Source organism: Rubrobacter tropicus (assembly GCF_011492945.1).
GTDB lineage: Bacteria > Actinomycetota > Rubrobacteria > Rubrobacterales > Rubrobacteraceae > Rubrobacter_D > Rubrobacter_D tropicus.
Genome location: NZ_CP045119.1, coordinates 3,576,804 through 3,600,294, shown reverse-complemented (window position 1 = coordinate 3,600,294; position 23,491 = coordinate 3,576,804). Strand labels below are relative to the sequence as shown.

The following is a 23,491-nucleotide window of genomic DNA, read 5'->3' as shown; positions in this document are numbered from 1 at the left end:
ATTCCATCCGCGCCGGAGGATAGCAGCGTGCCCGAACCGTATGGTTTAGGGAGGGTAAATTCGGGTTTAAAAAGAGGTTTCAGGCATCAGGGATGGTCGGCGGCTCCCGACTTCGCGCCCCTGAAGCCTGAGAGCCTCCGAAGGAGGCGACCTGTAACCTGAAGCCTCTCCCTCAGCCCGGTATCCCCGCGACCGCCCTCTCTATCTCCTCGTCCGAGTGCTCCAGGTTGACGAGGCCGCCGGCCAGGTACTGTTCGTAGGCCGAGAAGTCGAAGTGGCCGTGGCCGCAGAGGTTGAAGAGGATGGTCTTCTCCTCGCCGGCCTCCCTGGCTTCGAGGGCCAGGTCCATGGTCGCCTTTATGGCGTGCGTTACCTCGGGCGCCGGCACGATGCCCTCCGCCCGGGCGAAGGCGACGCCGGCCTCGAAGGTAGGGTTCTGGGCGTAGGCCCGCGCCTCGACGAGGCCCTCGTGGACGAGCGCTGAGACGATGGGCGAGTCGCCGTGGTAGCGGAGGCCGCCCGCGTGGATGCCGCTAGGCACGAAGGAGTGGCCGAGGGTGTACATCTTCATCATTGGGGTAGTGCCCGCGGTGTCGCCGAAATCGTAGACGTAGCGACCCTTCGTGAGCGTCGGGCACGAGGCGGGCTCGACGCCGATGATGCGGGTGTCCTTGTTGCCCTTGAGGTTCTCCCGGATAAAGGGGAAGGCTATGCCGCCGAAGTTCGAGCCGCCGCCGACGCAGCCGACCACCACGTCGGGGTACTCGCCCGCCAGCTCCATCTGTTCGAGGGCCTCCTGGCCGATCACGGTCTGGTGGAGCAGGACGTGGTTGAGCACGCTGCCCAGGGAGTACTTCGCGTCGTCGTTCTTTACGGCGTCCTCGACGGCCTCCGAGATGGCGATGCCGAGGGAGCCCGGGGAGTCGGGGTCTTGTTCGAGGATGTCGCGGCCAGCCTGCGTAAGGTCCGTCGGGCTCGCGTGGACCTCGGCGCCGTAGGTCTCCATCATGATCCGGCGGTAGGGCTTCTGGCCGTACGAGACCTTTACCATGTACACGGTGCAGTCGAGGCCCAAAGTCTCGCAGGCGAAGGCGAGGGAGGAGCCCCACTGGCCCGCGCCCGTCTCCGTCGTCAGGCGGCGGACGCCCTCCTGCTTGTTGTAGAAGGCCTGGGGGACGGCCGTGTTCGGCTTGTGGCTCCCGGACGGGCTCACACCCTCGTACTTGTAGTAGATGTGGGCGGGGGTGTCGAGGAGCTTTTCGAGGCGGCGGGCGCGGAACAGGGGGGTCGGGCGCCAGAGGGCGTAGATCTCACGCACCTCTTCCGGGATCGGCACGTAGGGCTCGGCCGTTACTTCCTGGCGGATGATCTCCTCGGGGAAGATCGGCGCGAAGGCCTCGGGCCCCACCGGCTCCCTGGTCGCCGGGTTGAGCGGCGGCTCCAACTGGAACGGCAGGTCCGGCACTAGGTTGTACCAGGACTCGGGGATGCGCTTCTCGTCGAGAAGGAACTTTGTCTGTTGCACGAAAACCTCCGGTTTTCTAGCCGGTCAGCACTTCAGCCTGTCAGCTTACAGCTTTTGGAGACCCCGCACCCCCGGCCGACCGCCGCCCGATATCACTCATTTGCGTGATATCGGGGGAAGACTGCCTTGTTAAGATACGAATGTAACAAAAAGAGACCCGTGTGGTGTTGCGGAGTTCGAGGGGCTCGCGCCGAAGTCCGGGGCGATGACCGAGGCGGAGGCCGGCGCGTTGCACAAAGCCTCCGACGAAGGCATGTTTTTCGGCGCGAGCAACTACTACACATATAGTGTAAGACGTCCCAGGAGCGGCGATATCTGAGGGCGCTGGGGCGTACCCGGTAGTCCAACAGACTCCATGGGCGCCGCCGCTGCTCGGGTTGTGCCGTTCGGCCTCGCCAATCACGGGAGAAGAACCTCCGTGGAGAAGATAGCCTCCAAAGACGGAACCCCCATCGCCTACGAGCGCGGCGGCGAGGGAACGCCGTTGGTTCTCGTGCACGGAACCTCCTCCGACCATACCACCACCTGGCCTTTCGTCCTCCCCGCCCTCGAAGAGCGCTGCGCCGTCTATGCGGTCGACCGCCGGGGGCGGGGGGAGAGCGCCGATTCCGCGAACTACTCGATCGAGCGCGAGTTCGAAGACATCGCCGCCGTCGTCGACTCCATCGGCGGAGCGGTCGACCTGCTCGGTCATTCGTATGGGGCCCTTTGTGCCCTCGAAGCCGCTCTCCTCACCGACAAAGTTCGCGGTCTGATTCTCTACGAAGGCGACATCAGCACGCCCAACGCCCGGATCCTCCCCCTCGAAGCCGTGGAGAGGATGGAGGCCCTCCTTGCGGAGGACGATCGGGACGGGGTAATAACATCCCTTCTGGAGCTCGCGGGCCTGTCCCCCGAGGAGATCTCGCACCTGAGGTCGCAACCGTCCTGGGAGAGACGGCTGGCGAACGCGCACACGGTGCCCCGGGAGGTTCGGGCCAACCGCGACTACGTCTTCGAAGCTCCTCGCTTCGAGGGGCTGGCGTCGCCGACCCTGCTGCTCGTCGGCGGTGAGAGCCCCGACCACGAGAGGGCGGATGCTGAGACGTTGGCCCGAACCCTGCCGAATGCCAGCATCACTATCCTGGCCGGCCAGGGGCACGCGGCCATACTCACCGCGCCGGAGTTGTTCGTCGGCGAGGTCTTGAAGTTCATCGAGACGCTTTAGGGGCGTGTCATGCCGGCCCAAGCTGACGGATGGGCCGCCACGGGCGCTTCGCCGGGACGTCCGATCCGGAACAGAGCGTCATCGCCAAACACCGAAGTCGCGGTCAGGAGGTAGAGCGTGTCCACCGAGGTCACGGCCAAACGAGAACAGTGGCAGAGGCTTTTCGACCACGTCCTGGGCAACCAGGCGACCTGGATCGCGGACATCGGCCTGAAAGCCGGGCTGTTCCGCGCCATCGCCGACGCCGGGGAAAGGGGAATTACCGAGGGGGCGTTGTCGGAGAAACTCGGCTTCGACCAACGCTACGTCCTGGTCTGGTGCCGGGGGGCCTACGCCTTCGAGTTCTTGGACTGGGACGAGCAGACAGGTTACAGGCTGGCGCCGCACATGGAAACGCTGCTGCTGGATCCCGAGGACCCGCACTTCATGGGAGGCCGCATACAGTTCTACGCCGCCCTCTTCGAAGACTATGCGGCCTTCCCCGAGCTCTTGCGCGCGGGCGAGATCTGGCCGCGCGGCGACCACGATCCCTTCCTTATAGAGGCGCTCAAGAACCTTACGAAACCCGATTGCGTCGTGCTCACCGAGCACGTGCTGCCGCAGGCTCCCGAGGCGCTCGCGAGCCTGGAGCGGGGCGGTACGATGCTCGACGTCGGTGCCGGTGGCGGGTACCACCTCGCGCACTACGCCGGGAGGTTCCCCGACGCCCGGATCGTCGGCATGGAGATAGACGGCCCGAGCCTGGATCTGGCCCGGCGCACCATCTCGGAGGCCGGCCTGGGTGGGAGGGTCGAGGTTCGCCACGGCGATGCCAACGAGCTTGCCGAGGAGGACGCTTACGACCTGGTCACCATGAGCATCTCGCTGCACGAGACGGGCGGTCCGCCGGAGTACCGGAACGTGCTGGGGCGGGTGCGCCGCGCGCTCAAGCCGGGGGGGACCCTGGCGGTCTCTGAGTTGCCCTACCCGGATACGCCCGACGAATACCGAAGGTCGCCGGTCTACAAGGCGCTGGCCGGGGTGCAGTTGCACGAGGCCGTGGTCGGCTGCGGCATGATCACCAAGGGCCAGCTCCTCGGCTTGCTCGTGGAGACCGGGTTCTCGAACGTTCGCGCGGCAGAACAGCCCCTCCCCACGCGCTTCGTCGTACTGGCGGAGAGATAGACCACGCTACCGTACTGGTGGAGAAACTCGTGGCGATCCCGGGGATGCGCTTCTGGCCGGGGGCGCCCGGACGGGGGTGAACGTGGTCCGCGTCCCGGGTAGACTCTTGGAATGGAGGTTACCAGGGTCGTGCATGCCGGGGTATCCGCAGCGGGCTGGCCCCGCGCGAAGCTGCTGAGAGAGCCGCTTTCCTGGGGCGCCCTGGCCGCTTTCTTGGGGGCCGGGCTCGGCCTTCTCGGCACGATTCGGCGGGCTATCCTGGGGGACTCGTTCTACGTAGATCCGGTGGTGCTGCTGCTCGCGGAGGTGCCGGGGTTCGTGGGGGAGGCGTTTGCCATGGCGTCTCTGCTTGGCGCCGTCTACCTGATCTGGAACGTCCTTGGCGGCACGGGGAGACGCCTGGCCTTTGTGGGGATGGCGTCGCTTGCCTTACTGCTGATGGGTGAAGCGGTGGGCGTCGCGTCTTCTATTTACTGGAGCACGGGGGATAGGTGGCAGGGTTACGCGGCGTTCCCGTTTCCGGGCCTGGAGGCCGCGGCTCTCTACGCCATCTTCTTTCTTCCTCCCGTCGTTCTCCTGCCCTTCACGGCGCTCGCGCTTGTGGCCCGCGAGAAGAGGATCGGGGTCCTGCTCCTCTGCCTCTTCTCTTTCTCCCTGCCCTTCGGGGCGCTCTGGTTCTGGTTGTTCCCTCCCGACACCGGCACCTACGCCGAACCTTCTACTGAGATCTTTCTCTACCTCGTGGGCTGGTATTCGGCGGGTGTCAGCCTGATCGAGGCGCCACTCTGGGTCCTGCTCGGCTTAGTGTTTTTGAGCCGCGCCCGCGGCAGCGCGCTCGGCGAGGCGTTCCGCATCAGAGAGAGGGAGAACCTCAAGTCCGCCCGCCGCCTCTACGAACGGGGCTTGGGCCTTGACGACGCCTCCGTCATAGACGACCTCGTCTCGGAGGACTTCCGCGACCCCAGACGCGTTTCATGCTGCGGTAAACCCGGCATGAAACGCGTGTTCTCTGCCTTGTGGGAGAGCTACCCCGACCTTTCCGTCTCCATCGAGGAGCAGGAGGCGGAGGGCAACCTGGTCAGGACGCGCCTGACCCTCTCCGGCACCGACAGGGGCGGCGTCCTCTGGTACCCGCCCACGGGACGGCACGCGACCTTTACCGCGGACTTCGTGGACCGCTTCTCGGACGGCAAGCTCGTCGAACACTCGGGCCGGGCCGACACCGAGGGCCTTCTGCACCAGCTCGGCCTCACAGAAACCCCCGCGCCCACCGAACCCCAGAGCTGACAAGCCGAAATCGAGGCCTGCTCGTAGCAGGTCGCAGCGTGCTGACAGGCTGAAACGCTCTACGGAAGCACCACCACCGCGTCGCCTATCGGGCGCTCGCCGGTCGTGTCGGACGGGCGGGTTACCAGCCCCTGGCGCACGGTCATGCCCGTCGAGCCGCCGCCGTCGAGGTTGACGGCCTCGTCGGAGCCTAGAGCGCCCATGATGCCCGCGCCTTCCTCGAAGCTGGCGCCCACGCTGTAGCCCGGACGCCTGCCGTCCACGGCGACGAGCAGCAGGTCTCCGCCGGGCGTCGTCCCCGCGAGCGTGCGCGGGTTGCGGCGCTCGCCGAAGCGGTAGTAGAACTCGGGGTTCTCGGGGTAGACGAAGCCTTCGGCGAACGCGGTTATGTCCTCCTCGCCGCCTCTCAGGAGCCTCGGGCCCCCGTTGACGACGCCGGTCCCTTCGTCCAGGCGCGCGCCTTCGCCGGAGATGGTGGTCTTCACGCTGACGGTCGCGCCTGGTGCGGCGTGGGCGCGGAGCCAGCCGGCGCCTGCGCCGGTCCCGGAGAGGACTGAGCCCCCGGGCGGGATGGGGCCGCCCCGACCTTCGCGCAGCTCCGTAACGCGGCCCGAGGGGTCGAGGACGGCCTCGGCCCCTTCGCCCGGCTCCGTGTTCGCGCCGAAGAGGGGGGTGAACAGGATCAGCTCGGACGAATCCGTGCAGGTGAAGTCGTGCTTGGGCTCTTCCGTAGGGTTGTCGCCGCCCTCGCCGCCGCAGCCCCGGATCAGGCCGGGCTTGCGGTTGAGACCGTCCACGGGCAGCGAAGCCCCGTCCGAGGACGCGGCGAGATAGCTGTCGGAGAGGGCCGCGACGTCCGAACCGGCGCCGTCGCCTTCGGGAAGGACGAGGCTCGTGCGGCCGTCCACGGCCTCGCTGACGGCGCCGCCCCCCAGGACGGAGATGCCGGCGAGGTCCCTCGGCGTGCCGTCGTTCGGGCCGATCACGAAGTACCCGCCGTTTACGGCCGCAAGCGCCCCCGTGCGCGCCGAGATGCCCGTAAGGAGCTCGCGCTCCGGCACGACCTCCGTTGCCAACTCGGGCGCGAGCGTGCCGTCGTAGAGGCCGGGGTCGACCTTCAGGACGTGCACGACCCAGGGCCCCGTTGTCTTCCCCCCGTCCTCACCGGTGTAGACGGTGCGCGTTCCGGCGTAGCCGTCCGCCGTCAGCCTGGCCCCGAAAGCGTCGGCCCCGGCCTGGGTGGCGAACCTACCGGCGCGGACCAGGTAGCCCGAAGGCCCGCCGGCCGGGTCGTCGGGGGCGCGGTCCGAGACCCTCTCGACGCGGGCCTTGTAGCCGTCGGCGCGCAGTTGGTCCGCTACGTCCCCGGCCGCGGCTCGACCGGCCTCGAAAGCCACGTCCACGGTATAGAAATCCTTCCTCGACTCTTCCCCCCGTACGACGCGCGTGTAGGTGACGCCGGGCGCCACCTGTTCGGTCGTCCGGGTCTCCTTCAGGCCAGGGTTGCCGAGCGGGAGCTCGTCGCGGTAGGCGGGGCCGTTCGGGGCCGCTGCGAGGGCCGAAGTCAGGCCTAGAGTGCCCAGGATCAGGGCGGCCAGGACGCAGAGCAGGCCTTTCTGAAGCTTCATCTCTCTTCCTCCCCGCGCCTTCTACGGCGCGACGTTCTCTTCTATGATTTCCGGTTCGAAGGAGAAGACCTCCTCGTCACGCGGGTCCACCGTGGCCCTTACCCAGTGAACGTCCGGGTTGCCAAAGGTCTCGACGCGGGTGAAGTTGAGCGGGCGCTCCTCCGAGATGACCGGCTTGTCTATCCTGAACGTGTGACTGTCGCCGAGGACCAGGACGACCGGCTTGCCGAAGGCGACGACCTCTTCTTCGAGGGCGGCCTTGAAGTCCGAGAAGCCGGATGGCCGGGCGGTGTCTTCTTCGAAAGGGTTGGCCTGGATCACGAGCATCACCGCCGGGCTGCCGTCCTCCTCCGCCTCGTCGAAAGTCTCCGCGAGCCACTCCAGGTTGGCCGCGTTGCGCGCCTGGTACTCCTCCTCGTTCCCGATAACCGACCCGTCCGGGAGGGTGGTCGGGCGGTTGTTGTTGGAGCCGACGACGTGCAGGGTGGCGAAGGTCACGCCGCCCCGCCGCCAGCGGGCGTTCTCCGGGTAGTCCTGGTTCTGGCGCTCGAGTTCTATCTCCCTGCGGCCCAGCGAGTCGTCGTCGGGGAAGAAGACGCCGCGCAGGTAGTCGAGGCGGTTCAGCGGGTCGGCCTCTTCAGGCGTCGGGTTCGGAGGCCGGTGGCAGTCCGTCCACTCGTTGTCGCCCGGCGTGTAGACGAGCGGGTTCTTCGAGTCCTCGAAGCGGCGGAGTTCCTTCTGGTACACGTCGTCCGTGCAGGCCGAGGAGCCGCTCTTGATGTCGCCGTCGTGGGAGATAAAGGCGAGCTTTTCGCGGTCGAGCTCCTCGAAGAGCCTCGCTGTCTGCACTTCCTGCAGGGCGTTGTAGGGGATGTCCCCGATCAGGGCGACGTCGAAAGGTTTGCCTGAGCCCTGAGGCTTCGCAACGGCCGCGGCCGAGTAGGAGGCAATAAGAACCGCCACCATCAAGACCAACAACAGGCGGTTCCTCTTCAAGGCTCTCCCCTTCCAGTCGTCACGCGGCGACACCCGGCCTGCACGCCAGCAACTATAAGGGAGGGCCGAGATTCGTAGGTTAATCCCCGCGAAAATCTGGGTTAAATGTGCCCGCGGCCGGTCGCGAAGGCTGCTGCGGGCGAGTCCGCCGTTCTATCTGGCTTTCCTCGGCACGGAGAGCTCCGCGACGACCGGCAGGTGGTCCGAGGCGAGGGTCCGGGGTACGGACGCGCTTCTCACCGCCACGTCTGGTGTGACGAAGACGTAGTCGATGCGGCGGTTGGGGTTCTCGGCGCCTATGGTGTAGCCGGGGCCTTCGCCGCCGAGGGTCCAGGCGTCGTCGTAGCGCCCGTAGAGGGGCGCGAGCTCCGGCGCCCCGGGGAGGGCGTTCAGGTCGCCGACGAGGATTTGCGGCCCTTCGACGTCTTTCGTGTGCTCCATGATGGCGCGGACCTGGAGCGCCCGCTCCTCGCTGCTGTTGTGCTGCAGGTGGGTGTTGTAGAAGCGGACCGGGGCTCCCTTGACCTTTATGAGGGCCTCCAGAAGGCCGCGCTGCTCGCTCGTGCCGAGCCTGGGCAGAAAGGTATTCCCGCTCTCGATGATGGGGTACTTGCTCAGGATCGCAGTCCCGTACCGGCGGCGCGGCTGTGACGGGTCATCCGGGGGGAGGTCGAGGTTCGCGCCGTAGGCGGCGTACATGTCGAGTTCCTCGGCCAGGTAATCTACCTGGTCAACGAAGTCGCTCCTGCGCCAGAACCTGTCGACCTCCTGAAGGCCGACGACCTCCGCCTTCTCCGACCGGATCACACCGGCTATCCTGTCCAGGTCGAGCCTGCCATCCGCCCCCTCTCCGTGATGAATGTTGTAGCTCATCACCCTCACGTCCCGCCGCTCCGACCCCCGGGCCCCGCCCTCGGTCGCCACGACCATGACCGCGACAACGGCCATCGCCGCCGCCAGAACCGCCACGACGACGTGCCCCCCCAACCTTCCCCTACCCTGCACCAAAGTCCCCCTTCGTAGGCTTGGCCGTGTCTCTCACGCCGGTAACAAGTGTAGGAGCGGCGGGACGCGCCGGGGTTAACGCGCAGAAAAGTCTCGGTTAAATATCCCCGCCGCGGGCACGAAAAAGGCGCGTCCCGAAAGACGCGCCCGAAAAGCTGATACCTGAAGCCTGTTGCCTGAAACCTACCCTTGCTTCGTTATCCTCGGGTCTGCGTTCGGGTCCGGGGCGGGAAAGGGCGAGGGCAGGCCGTCGATGTACCCTTCGAGGGCGTCGAGGTCGCTGCCGAGGGTGTTGGGGTTCTGGCCCTCCTTGAAGACCGTGAAGCCGTCGCCGCCCGTCGCGATAAAGCTGTTGGCCGCGACGGTGTAGGTGGCGGCGCGGTCGAGCGGGGTCCCGCCCGGGAGGGTGACGGATGTGATCCTCTGCCCCGCCGGGTTCGTCGAGTTGTAGGAGAACTCGAGGCCGCTTACCTGGAGGATGCGGGTCCTCGGGTTGCCGTTGTTGTCCGTCTGGAACTGCTGCTCGAGGACGCGGTAGACCTGATCCCCGGTCATCTCCAGCCGCACCACCTGGTTGTCGAAGGGCTGCACGGCGAAGAGCTCGGCGTACGTTACCTCCCCGGCCGCGATGTCGGCCCTGATGCCGCCCGGGTTCATGAACGCCAATTGGGTCCCCGCGAAGTCCCTCTGCGCGTCCGCGATGAGCTGGCCGAGCGGGCTCTCGCCCGCGGCGTTGTTCGTGCGGACCACGTTCTCGGCCGCGGTACCTACGACACGGTTGGCGATCGGGTCGATCCGATCCTTGTAGCCCGCGACGAGCTCGGCCGTCGCCGGGTCCGGGGCGATGGCGTCGTTGAAGGTGTTGACGATCTCGGCCGAGGAGGAGACCACGTCCTTGGTCCTGCGGTCGATCTTCATGTTGACGGCGTCGAAGGCGGTGCCGAGCGAGAAGGCCTGCACGATGAGCTTGTTGCCGACGCGGTTGTTGAGCTGCGAGTGGGAGTGCCCCGAGACCACGACGTCGACCTCGTCGCTCATCTGCTGGGTCTCGGAGACGATCTCGCCGACGGCCTCCGTCGCCGTGGTCTGCGCGCCGCCCGCGTGGGCGAGCACGACGACCGTCTCCACCTTCTTCCTCTTGAGCTCGGCGACGTAGCGGTTGACGGTCTCCGAGATGTCCAGGTAGTCGAAGGGCGCCACCGCGTCCGGGGTCACGATGTTCGGCGTCTCCAGCGTCGTCACCCCGATGAAGCCTACGTTTATGCCGTCCTTCTTGACTATCTTGTACGGCGGCAGGACCGTTTCGCCCGAGTCCTTGTACTCGGTGTTGGCGGCTACGTAGGGGAAGTCTGCGCCGTCGAAGTCCGGGTCGGAGGTGTTGATGGGCTCGCCGTCGGGGCCGTCCTTGAACTGGTTGCCGTCGGAGCGCTGGCCGCCGTTTATGAGGCGCAGCATCTCCTCGCCTCCCTCGTCGAACTCGTGGTTGCCCAGGGTGCCGACGTCCATCTCCATCTCGTTCATCGCGTAGACGGAAGGTTCGTCGTGGAAGTAGGAGGAGATCAGGGGCGAAGCGCCGACCATGTCGCCCGCGTGGACCCTGATGGTCCGCTCGGGGTTCCGGGCCTCGTAGCGGTCAAAGTAGGCGTCGAGGTAGGCCGCGCCGCCGAGCGTCCTGCCCGGAACGTCCCTGCGGGTCGTCGGCTCCAACTGGCCGTGGAAGTCGTTTACGCCGAGGAGCTGGATGTTGCTGGTCCTGTCCTCGGGCACCGGCTTGGTCGGTTTCGGCTTTGACTCCGCGCCCGAGGCCAGTATCGCCAAAAGCGCAAGCATGAGGGCCAGCGCGAGCGTTATCGGCAACAGCGCCGCACGCAACGTAACTACCATTCCACCCCTCCGATTCTTCCGGTCTTCGTGACGCGGCGGGAGATACCCGGCCCCGAACAGAATAGCAGCCCGCGCCGCGGAGAGTGTTTCATATGGATGAATTCTCCGTAAACGAACCGGCCCGGAAAACTCGAAGCGGTCCTCCGAGAAGTCGGACCTTCGGCTATCAGCTTTCGGCTATCAGCATTCAGCCATCAGCCAAGAACAAGAAAGCCGACCGCTGAGAGCGGAGGCGAAGCCGGAGCGGGCTGATGGCTGACCGCGCGGTGCAGAGGCTCATAGAGCCTCTGCACCGCCCTCGTTACTTCGAGAGGGTGAGGACGGGCGGGTCGTGGTCGGAGACGTGGTGGCCGTCGGGCTCCGCCTGGTCGTCGCGCTCGAAGTAGTCGTTGTCGAAGTGGGCGTAGCGGAAGTCGCCGATCCTGTTCTTCAAGCCGCTGGTTACGAGGACGTGGTCGAGGGTCTGGAGCTTGCCCTGGAAGGCGAAGCTGTAGCGCTCCTGCTCGGGCGCCGCGTCCCACAGGTTGTCCAGGGACGTCTCTCCGTCTTCGAGCGTCCGTAGCGCCGACTCGTCCTCGAAGGCGTTCAGGTCGCCGGCGACTATGGACCGCCTCCCGGCGTCTTCTAGCTCCGCGACGCGGTCGCGCACGAAGGCGGCCTGGGCCTCGCGGCACGCGTCGGGGGCGGCCTTGGAGGCGAAGTGGTTCGAGAAGACGGTGAACCCGCCGAAGCCCTTCGCCTGGACCTCTATGGCGAGCGGCGGCCGGTCGAAGAGCCCGCCCGGCACGTCGGAGCAGTCGAGGCCGTCCGGCGCGGTCGCGGTCTTGCCGTACTGCGTGACGCCCTCGACCTTCACCCCGTCTTTGACGAGGAACCCTACGTCTATGCCGCGGGAGTCGTTGCCTTCTTCGAGGTAGGCCGTGTAGCCGCCGAGCGAGGCGGCTAGCGCCCGGAGCGTGGCGAGGTCGTAGACCTCCTGCACGGCGACGACCTCGGGGCGCTTCAGCCTGCCGTTGGTGGCGTCCGTGAGGCGGGCGGTCTTCTCGTCGAACTCCTCTTGGCTAACGTTGCCGCCGTCGAGCGCGCCGCCGACGGGGAAGTAGTTCTCGACGTTGAAAGAGGCCACGCGGAACTGCTTCGGGCCGGAGGGGGAGAGCTCTTCGTAGGGGTAGGTGACACCGGTGTCGGTTACGGTCGGCAGCCCGTCTTCCTGGACCATGATGCGGTAGTTCTCGAAGGCGAAGAGCAAGGGGCCGGTGGCGCCGGACACCGTGTCGAAGAGGTCGGCCTCGACCTCGGTCGTGGAGCCGTCGGGGTCGCGGAAGGGGTTGTCCGGGTCGCCCGCGCCCGCGTCGGCGTCGGTGGCGATGAGGGCCGGCTCGGTCTCCGTTCGGAAGACGCGATCCTGCTCCGTGCCAGGCGTCACGAACAGCTCGCCGAACTTGTTGGTGCCGCCCGAGTTGGCGGTGCCGACCGCCAGGCGAACGCGCATCCCTTCGAGGCTCTCGTAGTACGGGCGGGCCTGCGGGTCCTGGCCCTCCGCCCGCGCGGCGTCGATCTCGACCGGGTCGGGGACGGGGGTGGTGCCGACCTTCTCCGGTTCCCGGTTTATGGTTTCGGAGATGATCGTGTGCCCGAACTTCTCGTTCACACGGCCGTTCACGCGCACCACGTCGCCCAAGGTGTAGGCCGCGCGGTCCCGGACGAAGCCGACGAAGACGCCCTCCGAAGTCTCCGAGTTTTGGTCGGCGTCGGCCGGTTCCTCCTGGACGAAGATACCGGCGTCCTCCGGGAAGCGGCGGATAGAGTTGCCCGAGCCGAAGCTGGCCCCGATCTCGTCGTCTATCCCCGTAACCACTCCCTCGACGGTGACCGTCCGGCCGGTGATGGGCGATTCGGCTCCCGGGCCCTGGACGTCGTGGATCTTCGTGATCTCCGGCCCCGGAGCGCCGGCGCCCGAAAGGTTCTGCGGCCCCCCCGCCTTCGGTCCCACGAAGTCCGCCGCGTTGTCTTCGGTGTCCTGCCTGCCGCCGTCCCTGCGCTCGAAGGAGTTGTCGCCGGTCGTGGCCGGCGTCGTGATGCCTGCCCCCTCGCGGCACGGGCTGTTCGGGGAACCAACGCCGTCGACGACGGCGCCCGAGGCGTCGACGAGGCGGGCGCCGCTCGCGTTGTTCGCCTGGAAGTCCGTGAAGCCCGTCGAGTAGGTCCGGTCGCCCGGCACGGCGCCGGAGTAGCCGCCGCTGCCCGAGTTGGTGAACAGGTAATGGTCGCCCGGGTCGAGCACCGTGCCGGCCGGGACCGTGGTCCGGTCCGAGGGGTTGCCCGAAGCGGCGGCGCAGCCCTGGAGCCTGTAGCCGGATACGTCCACGTCGCCCGCAGAGGTGTTGAAGATCTCAACGAACTCGTCGTTGCCGCCTGCCGGCCCGCGGGCGCGAAGCTCGGAGATCACGACGCCGTTGGGCGACGCCAGCGCCGGCGCGAGCGAGACGAGCAACGCGAGCGACGAGAGCAAGACACCTGACACGACCGCCGGAACACGCAGACCGTACAACCCGAACCTCCGACCTTCGTTGGAAACTTTCAAGAAGCCGGTCGGTTCCCCGGCCCCGCATAAAGTACCAGCAAAGTTCGCCCCCGTTGTTTCACACGGGTAAAACCCTCGTTAAACAACAGGGGGTTCTACACGGAGATGGAGGAGGCCCGCCCGGTGCCGGGCGGGCCTCCTCCATGCAATCCGAAAACGCCGTCGTGCGGGCGGTTCAGACCCCGCCGCGCAGGGCTTCGGCGCGCACGACTATGAAGTCCGTGTAGTCGGGGAGGCTCGGGTTGCGCCCGCCGACGGAGCCGAAGTTGTTGTCGTTGACGATGGCGAGGCGCTGGCCCCCGAGGGGCAGGACGCTCTCGGTGGTGACGTAGGGGAACTCGAACGGGTCGCCGAGGCCGTAGTCGCCCGGGCGCCCCGGCAGCGAGATGAGCCCCGGGTCCCTCACGTCCAGAAGGTCTACGACCTCGCGCTTGACGAGGAAGCCCTCGGCGTCGGTCTCTCTCAGGTCTACGACGAAGACCTTCTCGAACTGCGCCCGCTCTCCCTGCAGGAAATCTCGCTCGATTACGAGCAGGCGGTTCGCGTCTAGCGCCGTCATGTCCCCGATGACGTGCTCCTGCTCGGGCGGGATGGGAAGGTCCGCGCGGTAGGTCCACCGCTCGTCCGTGTACTCACCGGCCCTCAGATCGAACTCGTAGATGTGGTGCTTACGGATGTCCTCGCCGTTCAGGGAACGCTCCAGGCTCGGGTACAGGTAGCGGCGGTCTTTGGAGATCGCCACTCCCTCGAAGCCGGAAGAGGAGCGCAAGTTCACGGGCTGTCCGGGACGTGTCGGGTCCTCCGGGGCCTTGACGCCGGGGAGCGGTATTGGCGCTTCGAGGACCCTGCCCGTGCTGTCCGTGTGGAGCAGGAACGGGCCGAACTCGTCGCCGAACCACCAGGTTCCGTCGCGCGCGACCCTCATGGATTCGGGGTCGAAGTCCGAGCCGGTCAGCAGACGCTGCCCGGAGCCGTTCTCGTCCACGATGGGGAATGGAATCTTCTCGTCCGGGTCGCGCAGCCGGACGTAATCGAGAACCTCGACCTCGCCGCTGCCGCCTCTCGCCGTCTCGTAATCCACCCGCACCCGGTCCACGCGCAGGATGAAGTCGGGGGAGTTTGCCTTCGAGCCGTAGCCGTTGTCCGGCATCGCCAGGTAGGTGTCGGCGCCCTTCGCGTCGAGCAGGGCGGAGTATCCTCCGACCGGCTGGTCGGGGAAGGGGTTGGGGGCCGGCTGGCTCCCCTGGCCGCGGAGTTCGGCCGGGTAGATCGCCCGTCCCTCCAGCGTCGTCTCCGGCTCTTTTTGCTTCGTCCCGGCCAGGACCGGCTGGGCCAGAAGGACGGCCGTGAGCGCGGCCAGGAGTAGTACCTTCGTCCTCATCCGTCCTTACACCCCGATCCCGGCGCGGCAGGATTCGGAGGCGTCGGCGGCGAGGCGGGCGCCTGACTTGCCGTTCGCGGCCTCCTTGTCGAGCACGGCTTCGAGGCGGTCGGGAAAGTTCGTGAACATGCCGTCCACGCCAATAGAGATAAGCTTCTCCATCTCGGGCGTCTCGTTGACCGTGTAGGGGTGGACGTCCAGGCAGCGGGCGTGGGCGGCGTCCACGAGGGGTTTGTCCACGTCGCCCTTCGATGGGCCTATCCCGACGGCGTAGGCCGCGGTCGCGTCGAGGCGGGCCTGGATGGTCTGGCTCGTCTCGGCGCCGGAGAAGAGCTGGATGAGGGGGAGGGACGGGTCGAGGGCGTGGACCTTCTGGAGACTCGCTGGCGAGAAGGACTGGATCAATACCTGCCACCTGTCCGCCGCGGGCTTCGTCAGCCCGTACTCATCCATCAGCCGCAGCAGCTCTTCCTCCATACCGGGCGCGGACTCGGGGCTCTTGGTCTCGATGTAGTAGTTCGTGCTCTTGCGGTACCTCTGGAAGACCTCTTCGAGCGTCGGGATCCTGAGCCCCACGTACTCCGGCTTGGCGTACTGGGGATACGTTTCGTTGAACCAGCTGCCGACGTCGCACGTCTTGATCTGGGCGAGCGTCTTCTCCCGCACGAGGCCCGTGCAGTCGCCCGGCGCGGATTCGGCCGTCGGCCGCGCCGTCCTGTCGAGCGTCTCGTCGTGGAGCGCCACGAGCACGCCGTCCTTGGTCAACTGGAGGTCCTGCTCTATGTAGTCCGCGCCCATTTTTAGCGCCAGGTCGTACGCCGGGATGGTGTGCTCCGGCGCGTACCCGGAGGCCCCCCTGTGCCCGACGTTCAACACCGGCGCGGTCTCCGCCGGTTTCTTGGCCGCCTCCGCAGGGGCGACGAGCGTCATCAGCGCCATCAGCGCAGCGAGCCCTGCCGCGAGCAAGCCGACCATGATAGAAGCCCCGCCAACCCGCGCGGCCGTGGTGTGTTCCCTTCGCATGTTTCCATCCTCTCGCGTCGCTTTACAGGTACTCTCTGTTAGTTTCGGGACAGGGACCTCGTGGCCCCTCCGTCCTCGGCGCCCCGTGACTCACCGCAGACGCCCGTTCTCCACGCCCAGCGCGACCACCCGCGTAACCTGGCCGGCGCTGAAGTTGTCGTCGCTCTGCAAGAGCACCGCCCGTCTTCCGCCCGGCAGACGTGGCCCGGGCGTCAGGCCCTCGTAGTTGTCCAGCAGCGGGTTCGGCTGCGTCCCCGGCGTCGTCGCGCCGCCCGATGGGCAGTCGGCGAGGTCCACCAGCAACTCCTTCTCGACCGGCTCCAGTCCCGGCGCCGCGAGGCTCGGCTCGCCGGAGACGTCTTCGGCGCCGTCGAGAGAGACCCTGAAGACCCGCACCGTGTTGCCGACGCCGGACTGGAAGCCCCGCTCAAGCACCAGCAGCTCGTCTTCGGAGAGCGCCACGATCTCGACGACGCCCTGGCCCGGCTCGGTCAGGTAGAAGAACTCCTCGACCGGCTCGAAGCCGCCCGGTCCGCGGTCCTCGTAGCGCAGGATGCGAATGCGGTTCTCGCCCTCGGCCGTCCGGCCGTCGGGCGCGAGCGGACCCTCGACCGCCGTGAACAGGCTCCACCCGTTGGGAGCGAGGGCCAGGCTTTCGAACGTCTGGTTGCGCTGCGCCTGGCCCTCCGGCGCGACCATGAACTTCCGGGGCACGGGCAGCTTCTCGAGGAGGTTGCCTTCGGGGTCGAAGCGCCGGATCGAGGGCTCCGTCTCGGAGGAGGCGAGGAGGTCGCCGCGGCGGGTTAGCGTCAGGCCCTCGCCGTCGAAGTCGGAGGCCGTGAAGGGCTGGCCGGAGGCGTCCTTGAGGGTGGTGACGTCCACGATCTCGGGCTTGCCGAGTCGATCCTTTTCCGGGATCTGCAGCGTGTAGAAGCGGGCTTCGGAGGTGGTGGTCGGGCCGTTATCCACGAGGCTGTAGTAGATGTCCCGGCGTCCGGTGTACGCCAGTGCGGAGAGCCCACCGACGCTGGTACCCTCGTAGGCTTGCTTGTTCAGGGCGTCCGAGAAGCCGAGGAAGTCCACCCCGGCGGCGCAGTCTGGAGTCTCTGCGCCCGGACGGGCGGCGGTTGCCTGGTCCTGAAAGACGAAGAGCGCCGCGGAGGTTGCCAGGAGTAGGGCCAGGGCGGCCGTGCCGATTACTGCCGCGGACCCTGTCGTCAGGACTTTGCGTCTGTAGAGACCCAACCTAATCTCTCCTCCGAATGACCGCCGGACAACCGTCGTAGAGCTTACGGGCAAGTGAAAGGGCGTGGGTTACACGCGGGTAAACTTTGCGTAAAAACGCGCCGAACTTCGGCGGCGCGGGCCGGTTGGCAGGGCAAGGCTCCCAGAGGCGCGCGGCGGGGAGCGCCACTACAAAGACGCAAAACAGGTCGGCGCCCTCTGCGCAGAGGGCGCCGACCGCGCGATCCGTACGGGACCGGGCGCTTCTAGTCGTCGTTGCGACCGTTGCCGCCGCGCCTCCTCCTGGCGAACGGGCCCGTGATGGCGTAGGTGACGGCGTTCGGGACGGGCTGGCCGCCGTCGCTGACGGGGCCTCCACGCTCGCCCTGCTGGTTCAGGAAGAACGTGTTGCCGTCCGGGGAGAAGCAGCCGCCGCAGAACTCCGTGCTATTCGTCACCGTGCGGGCGAAGTCGTAGATCTCGCCGTCCTCCGTAAGACCGCGGACGAACTGGCCGTCCTCGTCGGGGCCGTCCTCCTGCAGGAAGATGTCGCCGGTCCTCGGCACGATCACGACGTTGTCCGGGTTCTGGAGCGCGGTCGGGTCGGAGGACTCGTAGATGAGGGTGATGGTCTCCTCGTTCGGGTCGTACTCCCAGACCTGGCCGAGGTTCTGGGCGCCGCCGAAGGTGCAGTCGAAGTAGATCTTGCCGTCCCCGACCCAGATGCCTTCCTCGCGGTCGAAGAGGGCCGCGCCCCGGTTCTGCGCCTGAAAGCGCGTCGGAAGCAGGTTGTCCGGCCCACTCCTGAGCTGGTCGGTGTCGTCGTCGTGGTCCGGCACCGGCACGTCCACCCACTCGACGGGGTACGCCTGCCCGACGGGCCTGCCCGTGTCCATGTTCGCCCGGTCCTCGTCCCTCAGCTTGAGCGCCTGCAACCTGCCCCCGTCGGGGAGCCTCTCGCGATCATCGTCGTCCCTGCCACGGCCGCGGTCGTCACCGTCGTCGCCCTCGGGGATGTAGCGGTAGAAGCAGGCGCCGCCATCGCGGGAGATGCTTCGGTCCTCGGTCTCGTAGAGGATGCCGTCGAGGTAGGCGACCGCCTCGTGGGACATGCGGCCGGCGGACCGGATCGGCACGGCGTCTACGGGACCTTCGGCGTAGGCGTCGATCTCGAAGATGTAGCCGTGCTTGACGCCCGCGGCCGAGCGGTTGACCACCTCCTCGCAGGTGATCCAAGTCCCGTAAGGCGTCTCGCCGCCGGCGCAGTTGGTGTCGGTGCCGCCGAGGATGGCGAAGCTCCTCGTCACGTTGCCCCTGCGGTCGAGCACGACCTTGGTGTCCCCGGCCGTGTAGGTCGGGTCGGCGTCGTAGCGCTTGTCCGCCGGCACGACGACCGGGATCTCCCCGGGACGCCGCCGGTTCTCGTGGTTGCGGATCAGGATGGTGGTCCCCCGCGGCCCGGGGAACGCCCCCATGCCGTCGAAGATGCCAGGCGTCGGGTTGCCGTCGCTCATAGGCTCGCCCTGGCGGGAGATCACCCTATACCGGAAGCCCTGGGGCAGCAGGAGATCCGGCCCGTTGGACGGCCCGAGCGGCCCGTAGCCCTCCGTGCGCGGTGCCTCCTGCCCCAGCGCGCCGCGAGCGCCCAGGGCGCCCAGAGGCCCGCTCTGCGTGCCCAAAGCGCCCAGCACGAACGCCGCCGCGCCCGCCCCTCCTGCCCCGAGAAATTGCTTGCGGCTGACCCGACCCGGTTTGCCCTTTACGTCCAAGACGCTTCCCTCCGTTTCTCCGCAGCGAGGCTGGGGCCCCGCTTACCTAACGACCGGCAGAAGTATAGGGAGGCATCTTCATGCATAGGTTAAAGGCCAGAAAACTCTGCGTTAAATCTACGGTCGGCGGGGCGGCCCGAACGGGCCGCCCCCGGTCTAGCCCTACCTGGACGTCTTGATTATCAGTTCCTGCTCCCCGCGCGTCGGGGCCCCGGCTAGCACCTCCTTGCCGCGGTTTGTGGTGTTTACCTTGTAGCGGACCCTCTCACCGTTCAGGGTGACGGAGCGGACCGACTCCGAGCGCGGGACGGTATGCCCGAGGGTCAGCCCGTCCAGCGCCACGTTCGGGCGGACGGTGGTGCGGTAGGTCCTGCCTTCGGCCTCTGCCTCGACGCGGACGGAGCCGCCTCCGAGCCTTATGTTCCTACCCGAGATGGCGGGGGAGCCGGGTGGGACCTGGGGGACGACGGCGAGTTCGCCGCGGCCCATGTCCGGACGGACGCCGAGCCACTGGTGGACGACGGGCCAGATCGTGCCGTAGGCACCCCACGCCTGCAGCACCATCGCCCGCTCGTTGAAGGGTCTGTCTTTCGAGCCGCCCGCCGCGTAGTCCGGGGAGGGCGCTATCTCTGGCATGGCGCCCGGCTGCTCGTCCGGGATGAGCTGCAGATCCGCGTTGGCGTCGGCGTAGTGTTGCTGCTGGTCCTCGCCGAGCCTGCCGTAGTTGCCCTCTCCGACGGCCATGATGGCGGTGTTGAGCGTGAAGATGTTTCGCTCGCTCTGCACCTCAGAGAGGTGCCTGTCGCAACTCGCGCCCCTGTTGCCGCCCTCCGCGCTGGTTGGGCCAGTGCCCGTGTGGAACATGCCGAAGCGGCCCGTGTAGCAGTCCAGCTCGCGCTCGTCGAGGGCCGCGTTGCCGTGGGCGCGCGAGGCGAGGCCGGGGCGGACCTCCCCTCTGCCCGACGGGAACTCCACGTCCATGGGGGTGCCCCCGATCCAGTGCCGCTGGAAGATCTTCTCGTTGGCACCGCCGACGGGCGAACGGTCGAGCGAGTCGGCGTACTGCGTAGCACCCTCCCGCCCGAACCACCAGGCGTCCTCGAAGCGCCGCTCCATGACTCTTGCGCGCGAGGTCGCCCACCTCACGGTCTCCCCGTCGCCCTTGCTCCTCGCCATGTCCGCGAGATCATAGAGGCCCCGGATGGTGTAGACGGCGTTGTCGAGCTTCTCCTCGCCCATCCCGGCCCGCTCGACGTTGCCGAGGCCCTCCGGCCAGAGGTCCCCGTCCTCGTCGAGTTCGCGGAACACGTACTCCATATTCCGCTTCGTGAAACCGTACATCTCGTCGCGGAAGGCGTCGTCGCCGGTCCAGCGCCACAGCAGGGCGACCGCGCTCGGGAACTTGGAGGTCTCGTCGGTGTTGCCGTCGTCAGCGTTCGACCCGAAGAAGACCGTCCCGTCCGTGACTACCTCGTGGACGACCTTGCCGGAGCGGCCGTTGTCTATGAGGCTTACGTCCCGCAGGGCCCTGAGGTGGTCTTTGATCGGCCCGAACTGCCCGACGCCGACGCTCGCGAAGGCGGTGTACTCCCCGTCCGTCCCGAAGAGCCACTGGTAGTCCGGGAAGCCCGCCCCGAGGAAGCGCATCTTCTCGAGGTCGCCCTCGGGCGCCGGGTAGTTTGCGCCCGCGTTGGTCTCCCGGATCTCCAGGTCCCTCGCCGTCTGCACGGAGTCCGCGAGGTTCTGCTTGCTCCACTCGATGCTCCGCTGCAGCCTGCGGTCGTCGGGCAACGAGAGCCTGGTGTTCTCGGCCAGCCCGGTCCGCGAGAGGACCTTCTCCTCGAGCAGGGCGTCCGGGTCGGCCAGCGCTGCCTCGTTTGCCGAGAGCGCCGCCGCCTTCGCGTCGGCCGGGTTTTCACCGTCGTAGTCCGCGCCCGAGACGGCGAACCAGACGGTCCTCGCCTCGCCGGCGGCCAGCCCCACCTCGTAGCGGAGCTGGCCGCCCTTGCCCTTGCCAAACTCCGTGTCGTCGCAGCCGCCCGGTGGCTCCGCGTTCGGGGCGGGCGGGGCGGGGCAGACCTCGGCCGGGTCCTGCGGTCCCCTGTAGTCCTCGCCGGTCTCGCTCCCCGTCGGCGTCAGGCTGGAGCCGACGACGGCCGCCCAGTCGTGCGGAAGCGCGTTCTCGGCCGGCGGCGTCCCTTGCTCGCGGAAGACGAGCCTGCCGCCCTCGACGGAAACCTCGTCTTGGAGGTTGAACGTCTTCTGGTTCGGGGTGGTCTCGCCCCAGGGGTAGGCGCCCATCAGCTCGGAGTGGGCGTCCATCTTGAGGTCGACGGTCCGCGCGCCCTCCGACTCGAAGGTGAGGCCGACGAGGACGGAGCGTTTGCCGTCGGGGACGAAGTCCGTCCTCCGTATCGAGAGGCCGTCCGGGCCCGGCAGCTCCATCTCGACGTGGCCGTAGCCGCCCGTGAACTTCTCGGCGGGCCCGATCCAGTCTTCTCCTATACCGAACCAGAGGCCGTCGAGCAGCTTGATCGGGGGCGTCCACACCCCGCCCATCTCGCCCCTGGTATGGAACCCCATGGCCGGGAACCGCCCGTCTTCGGTCCCGACGACGTACCCCCTCGACCCCGTCGCCACGTACCGGCGGTCCTCCAGGCGATCGCTTACGGAGAGCGAGGGCCCGTCGTCTACCGGTCCCGTCTGCGCCCCCGCCGGCAGCGCGAGCGCCACGAGCAGCAACCCGAAAAGCATCCCACCCGCCACGGACCAGACGCCCAGAGGGCCAAACCTAGAAACCATGCTTTACCTTTCCCCCGAGAGATTTGTAAAGGTAAGCGCAAAGTCTACAGACACGTGTTCTGTGAGTCAATGTGATTGAAGATGCGTGCAGTGGGGCGGCCTCCGTGGGGGATCGCGGCTGTCCCGTCCTCGCGTCTACGGTGGTCGAAAGCCCCGCCGTGTCAGCTCATACCGGGGCCTTGAGGTGATCGTCCAGGAATGCGGCTATCTTCGGGTATGCGTCGAGGCGGTTCTTTAGTTTGGCGAGGCCGTGCCCCTCGTCCTCGTAGAGCAGGTACTCGACGGCGCCGCCGTTCTCGCGGACCTTCTCCACGATCTGCTCCGCCTCGCCCACCGGCACCCGCGGGTCGTTCTTGCCGTGGATGACCATGAGGGGGGCCGTGATCTTGTCGGCCTTGTGAATGGGGCTGATGGACTCCAGAAACTCGCGGTCTCTCTCCAGCGAACCGTACTCGGGCTCGCGCAGCGCCCTTCGGTAAGAGCCGGTGTTCTCCAGGAAGGTGACGAGGTTGGCGATGCCCACGATGTCCACCCCCGCGCTCCACAGATCCGGGTACTCCGTGAGCGCCGCGAGCACCATGAAACCCCCGTAGGAGCCGCCCATGACCGCTATCTTCTCGTGCCCCCTCCCCCGCAGCCAGTGTGCGGCGTGGGCGAGGTCCTTCACGGAGTCCATCCTGAGCCCCACGTCGTCGAGATGCGTGAAGGCCTTGCCGTAGCCGGTCGAGCCGCGCACGTTGGGGGAGAAGACGGCGTGGCCTCGGCCGAGCAGGTACTGCGTAACGGGGGCGAACGCGGGCCGCGACTGGCTCTCGGGGCCGCCGTGGACGTTTACGATCACGGGCGCGTTCTCCCCGGCTTCGTCAGGCTCGTAGAAGACGGCCGGGATCTCGCGCCCGTCGAAGCTCGGGTAGCGCACGAGCTCGGGCCGGCGGAAGCTTCCCGGCGGTATACCGGCCGTGGAGGACCGGGTCAGACGGTTGGCCTCCCCGTCCGGGAGCTCCAGGGTCCACACGTCCGGGTTGCGGGCTGGCCCCGTGAGCGTGAAGGCCACCTTTTTCGAGTCGGGCGAGAAGGCGAGGCCGCCGACGATGCCGCGCGGGACGTCCGGGTCTGGCATCCGCCCGCCGCGGCCGTTGAAGAGCAGTAGGTCCGAGTAGCCCCCGACGTTGCGGGTCACGGCGAGGTAACGCCCGTCCCGCGAGAGCTCGACCTCCTCGACGTCGTGGTCGTCGGGGGTGAGGTACTCGATGCCGAGCGTGGACAGGTCGAGCCGCGCGAGCCTGACGAAGTCCCCGTCCCGGTCCGTCGCCAGGTACAGTGAATCACCGCCCGGTGTGACGTTTGCCGACCCGAAGCGGGCGTCGCCCTCGTGCGGCGTCAACAACGCCGCCTCGCCGCTTGCGAGATCCAACCTGTAGAGGTCGTTGTTCACGTTGGAGTGGTGGCGGGAGACTATTAGAAACGAGCCGTCCGGGCTCCAGCGCGAGACGGTGTGGTAGCCGGAGACCTCCCAGACCAGTTCGGGATCTCCATCGGGGAGCCCCTGCACGTAGACGTCGAAGTCCGTCCCGTTGCGGCGGGTGGCCGCGAAGGCAACGCGTTCTCCGTCGGGGGAGAAGCCGCCGGAGTAGTGGATGGCGCCCGGGTCCCGCGTGAGGTCGCGTTCTTCGCCGCCGTTCAGCAGGAAGAGTTGGGAGCGCTCGTTGCCGCCCGCGTCCATGCCGAAGAGGAGCCCGTTCGTCGTAGGGGAGTACTCGGCGCCCGAGACTCGTTCCTCGTGGAAGGTGAGTTGCTCCGGCCAGCCGCCCTTCGCGGGGACCTCCCATACCTGAGGGATGCCCGTGATCTCGGTCAAAAAAGCGACCCTGCGGCCGTCCGGCGACCAGCTCGCGCCCCACGCGCCCCGGATCTTCAGATACCTGCCGAACTCGTAGGCCAAAGCGTCTCCCTTCTTACTCCACGGAAGCCGGATTAAAGCACAGCCCGGACCACCCGAACCCGGTTATACT

The 23,491-nt window shown here is 67.5% G+C and carries 15 protein-coding genes; 3 read left to right on the top strand and 12 right to left on the bottom strand.

Annotated elements, in window-relative coordinates; all coding sequences use genetic code 11:
• Positions 1 to 172: 172 nt before the first annotated feature.
• A complete protein-coding gene (locus tag GBA63_RS18085) occupies positions 173 to 1,525 on the bottom strand; it encodes a TrpB-like pyridoxal phosphate-dependent enzyme (protein WP_166178351.1) in 1,353 nt (450 codons plus the stop codon).
• Positions 1,526 to 1,943: 418 nt separating this feature from the next.
• On the opposite strand from GBA63_RS18085, the gene GBA63_RS18080 reads away from it, so the two are divergent.
• From GBA63_RS18080 to GBA63_RS18070, 3 genes are all read left to right on the top strand, one after another.
• Positions 1,944 to 2,732 carry an alpha/beta fold hydrolase gene (locus GBA63_RS18080; RefSeq protein WP_166178349.1) on the top strand — a complete coding sequence of 263 codons (789 nt, stop codon included), beginning with the start codon at positions 1,944 to 1,946 and terminating at the stop codon, positions 2,730 to 2,732.
• 117 nt (positions 2,733 to 2,849) lie between these two features.
• Positions 2,850 to 3,896: a class I SAM-dependent methyltransferase gene (locus GBA63_RS18075; protein WP_166178347.1), complete on the top strand. Its 1,047-nt coding sequence runs from the start codon at positions 2,850 to 2,852 to the stop codon at positions 3,894 to 3,896.
• 111 nt (positions 3,897 to 4,007) lie between these two features.
• Positions 4,008 to 5,183 (top strand): ester cyclase, encoded by a 1,176-nt coding sequence (locus tag GBA63_RS18070; RefSeq protein ID WP_166178345.1) that lies wholly within the window; start codon positions 4,008 to 4,010, stop codon positions 5,181 to 5,183.
• Positions 5,184 to 5,242: 59 nt separating this feature from the next.
• Here the strand turns inward: GBA63_RS18070 and GBA63_RS18065 are convergent, their stop codons facing one another.
• The 11 genes from GBA63_RS18065 to GBA63_RS18015 form a co-directional block, all read right to left on the bottom strand.
• Positions 5,243 to 6,811 (bottom strand): phosphodiester glycosidase family protein, encoded by a 1,569-nt coding sequence (locus GBA63_RS18065; protein ID WP_166178343.1) that lies wholly within the window; start codon positions 6,809 to 6,811, stop codon positions 5,243 to 5,245.
• 21 nt (positions 6,812 to 6,832) lie between these two features.
• A complete protein-coding gene (locus GBA63_RS18060; protein ID WP_166178341.1) occupies positions 6,833 to 7,807 on the bottom strand; it encodes a metallophosphoesterase family protein in 975 nt (324 codons plus the stop codon).
• Positions 7,808 to 7,960: 153 nt separating this feature from the next.
• Positions 7,961 to 8,812: an endonuclease/exonuclease/phosphatase family protein gene (locus GBA63_RS18055; RefSeq protein WP_207956892.1), complete on the bottom strand. Its 852-nt coding sequence runs from the start codon at positions 8,810 to 8,812 to the stop codon at positions 7,961 to 7,963.
• A 183-nt stretch (positions 8,813 to 8,995) separates the two neighbouring features.
• Entirely contained in the window at positions 8,996 to 10,696 is a 1,701-nt protein-coding gene (locus tag GBA63_RS18050) for a bifunctional metallophosphatase/5'-nucleotidase (protein WP_166178339.1), read from the bottom strand.
• Positions 10,697 to 10,997: 301 nt separating this feature from the next.
• The gene (locus GBA63_RS18045) at positions 10,998 to 13,247 is read right to left on the bottom strand and encodes a lamin tail domain-containing protein (protein WP_166178337.1); all 2,250 of its coding nucleotides are present in this window, start codon (positions 13,245 to 13,247) and stop codon (positions 10,998 to 11,000) included.
• Between the two features lie 208 nt (positions 13,248 to 13,455).
• A complete protein-coding gene (locus GBA63_RS18040; RefSeq protein ID WP_166178335.1) occupies positions 13,456 to 14,661 on the bottom strand; it encodes an esterase-like activity of phytase family protein in 1,206 nt (401 codons plus the stop codon).
• Between the two features lie 6 nt (positions 14,662 to 14,667).
• Positions 14,668 to 15,684 carry a glycerophosphodiester phosphodiesterase gene (locus tag GBA63_RS18035; RefSeq protein WP_228282161.1) on the bottom strand — a complete coding sequence of 339 codons (1,017 nt, stop codon included), beginning with the start codon at positions 15,682 to 15,684 and terminating at the stop codon, positions 14,668 to 14,670.
• 90 nt (positions 15,685 to 15,774) lie between these two features.
• Positions 15,775 to 16,929, bottom strand: coding sequence for an esterase-like activity of phytase family protein (locus GBA63_RS18030; protein ID WP_166178333.1), 1,155 nt, complete (start codon positions 16,927 to 16,929; stop codon positions 15,775 to 15,777).
• Between the two features lie 245 nt (positions 16,930 to 17,174).
• Positions 17,175 to 18,677, bottom strand: coding sequence for an alkaline phosphatase PhoX (locus GBA63_RS18025; RefSeq protein WP_166178331.1), 1,503 nt, complete (start codon positions 18,675 to 18,677; stop codon positions 17,175 to 17,177).
• A gap of 162 nt (positions 18,678 to 18,839) precedes the next feature.
• Complete coding sequence (locus GBA63_RS18020; protein ID WP_228282160.1) at positions 18,840 to 21,479, bottom strand: glucosidase family protein; 2,640 nt, start codon at positions 21,477 to 21,479, stop codon at positions 18,840 to 18,842.
• 166 nt (positions 21,480 to 21,645) lie between these two features.
• The gene (locus tag GBA63_RS18015; protein WP_166178329.1) at positions 21,646 to 23,421 is read right to left on the bottom strand and encodes a S9 family peptidase; all 1,776 of its coding nucleotides are present in this window, start codon (positions 23,419 to 23,421) and stop codon (positions 21,646 to 21,648) included.
• Positions 23,422 to 23,491: the final 70 nt, after the last annotated feature.

Coding starts and splice junctions, on each gene's coding strand:
- GBA63_RS18070 (WP_166178345.1), top strand. CDS start 4,008: ATGGAGGTTACCAGGGTCGTGCATGCCGGGGTATCCGCAGCGGGCTGG.
- GBA63_RS18065 (WP_166178343.1), bottom strand. CDS start 6,811: ATGAAGCTTCAGAAAGGCCTGCTCTGCGTCCTGGCCGCCCTGATCCTG.
- GBA63_RS18050 (WP_166178339.1), bottom strand. CDS start 10,696: ATGGTAGTTACGTTGCGTGCGGCGCTGTTGCCGATAACGCTCGCGCTG.
- GBA63_RS18040 (WP_166178335.1), bottom strand. CDS start 14,661: ATGAGGACGAAGGTACTACTCCTGGCCGCGCTCACGGCCGTCCTTCTG.
- GBA63_RS18035 (WP_228282161.1), bottom strand. CDS start 15,684: ATGCGAAGGGAACACACCACGGCCGCGCGGGTTGGCGGGGCTTCTATC.
- GBA63_RS18020 (WP_228282160.1), bottom strand. CDS start 21,479: ATGGTTTCTAGGTTTGGCCCTCTGGGCGTCTGGTCCGTGGCGGGTGGG.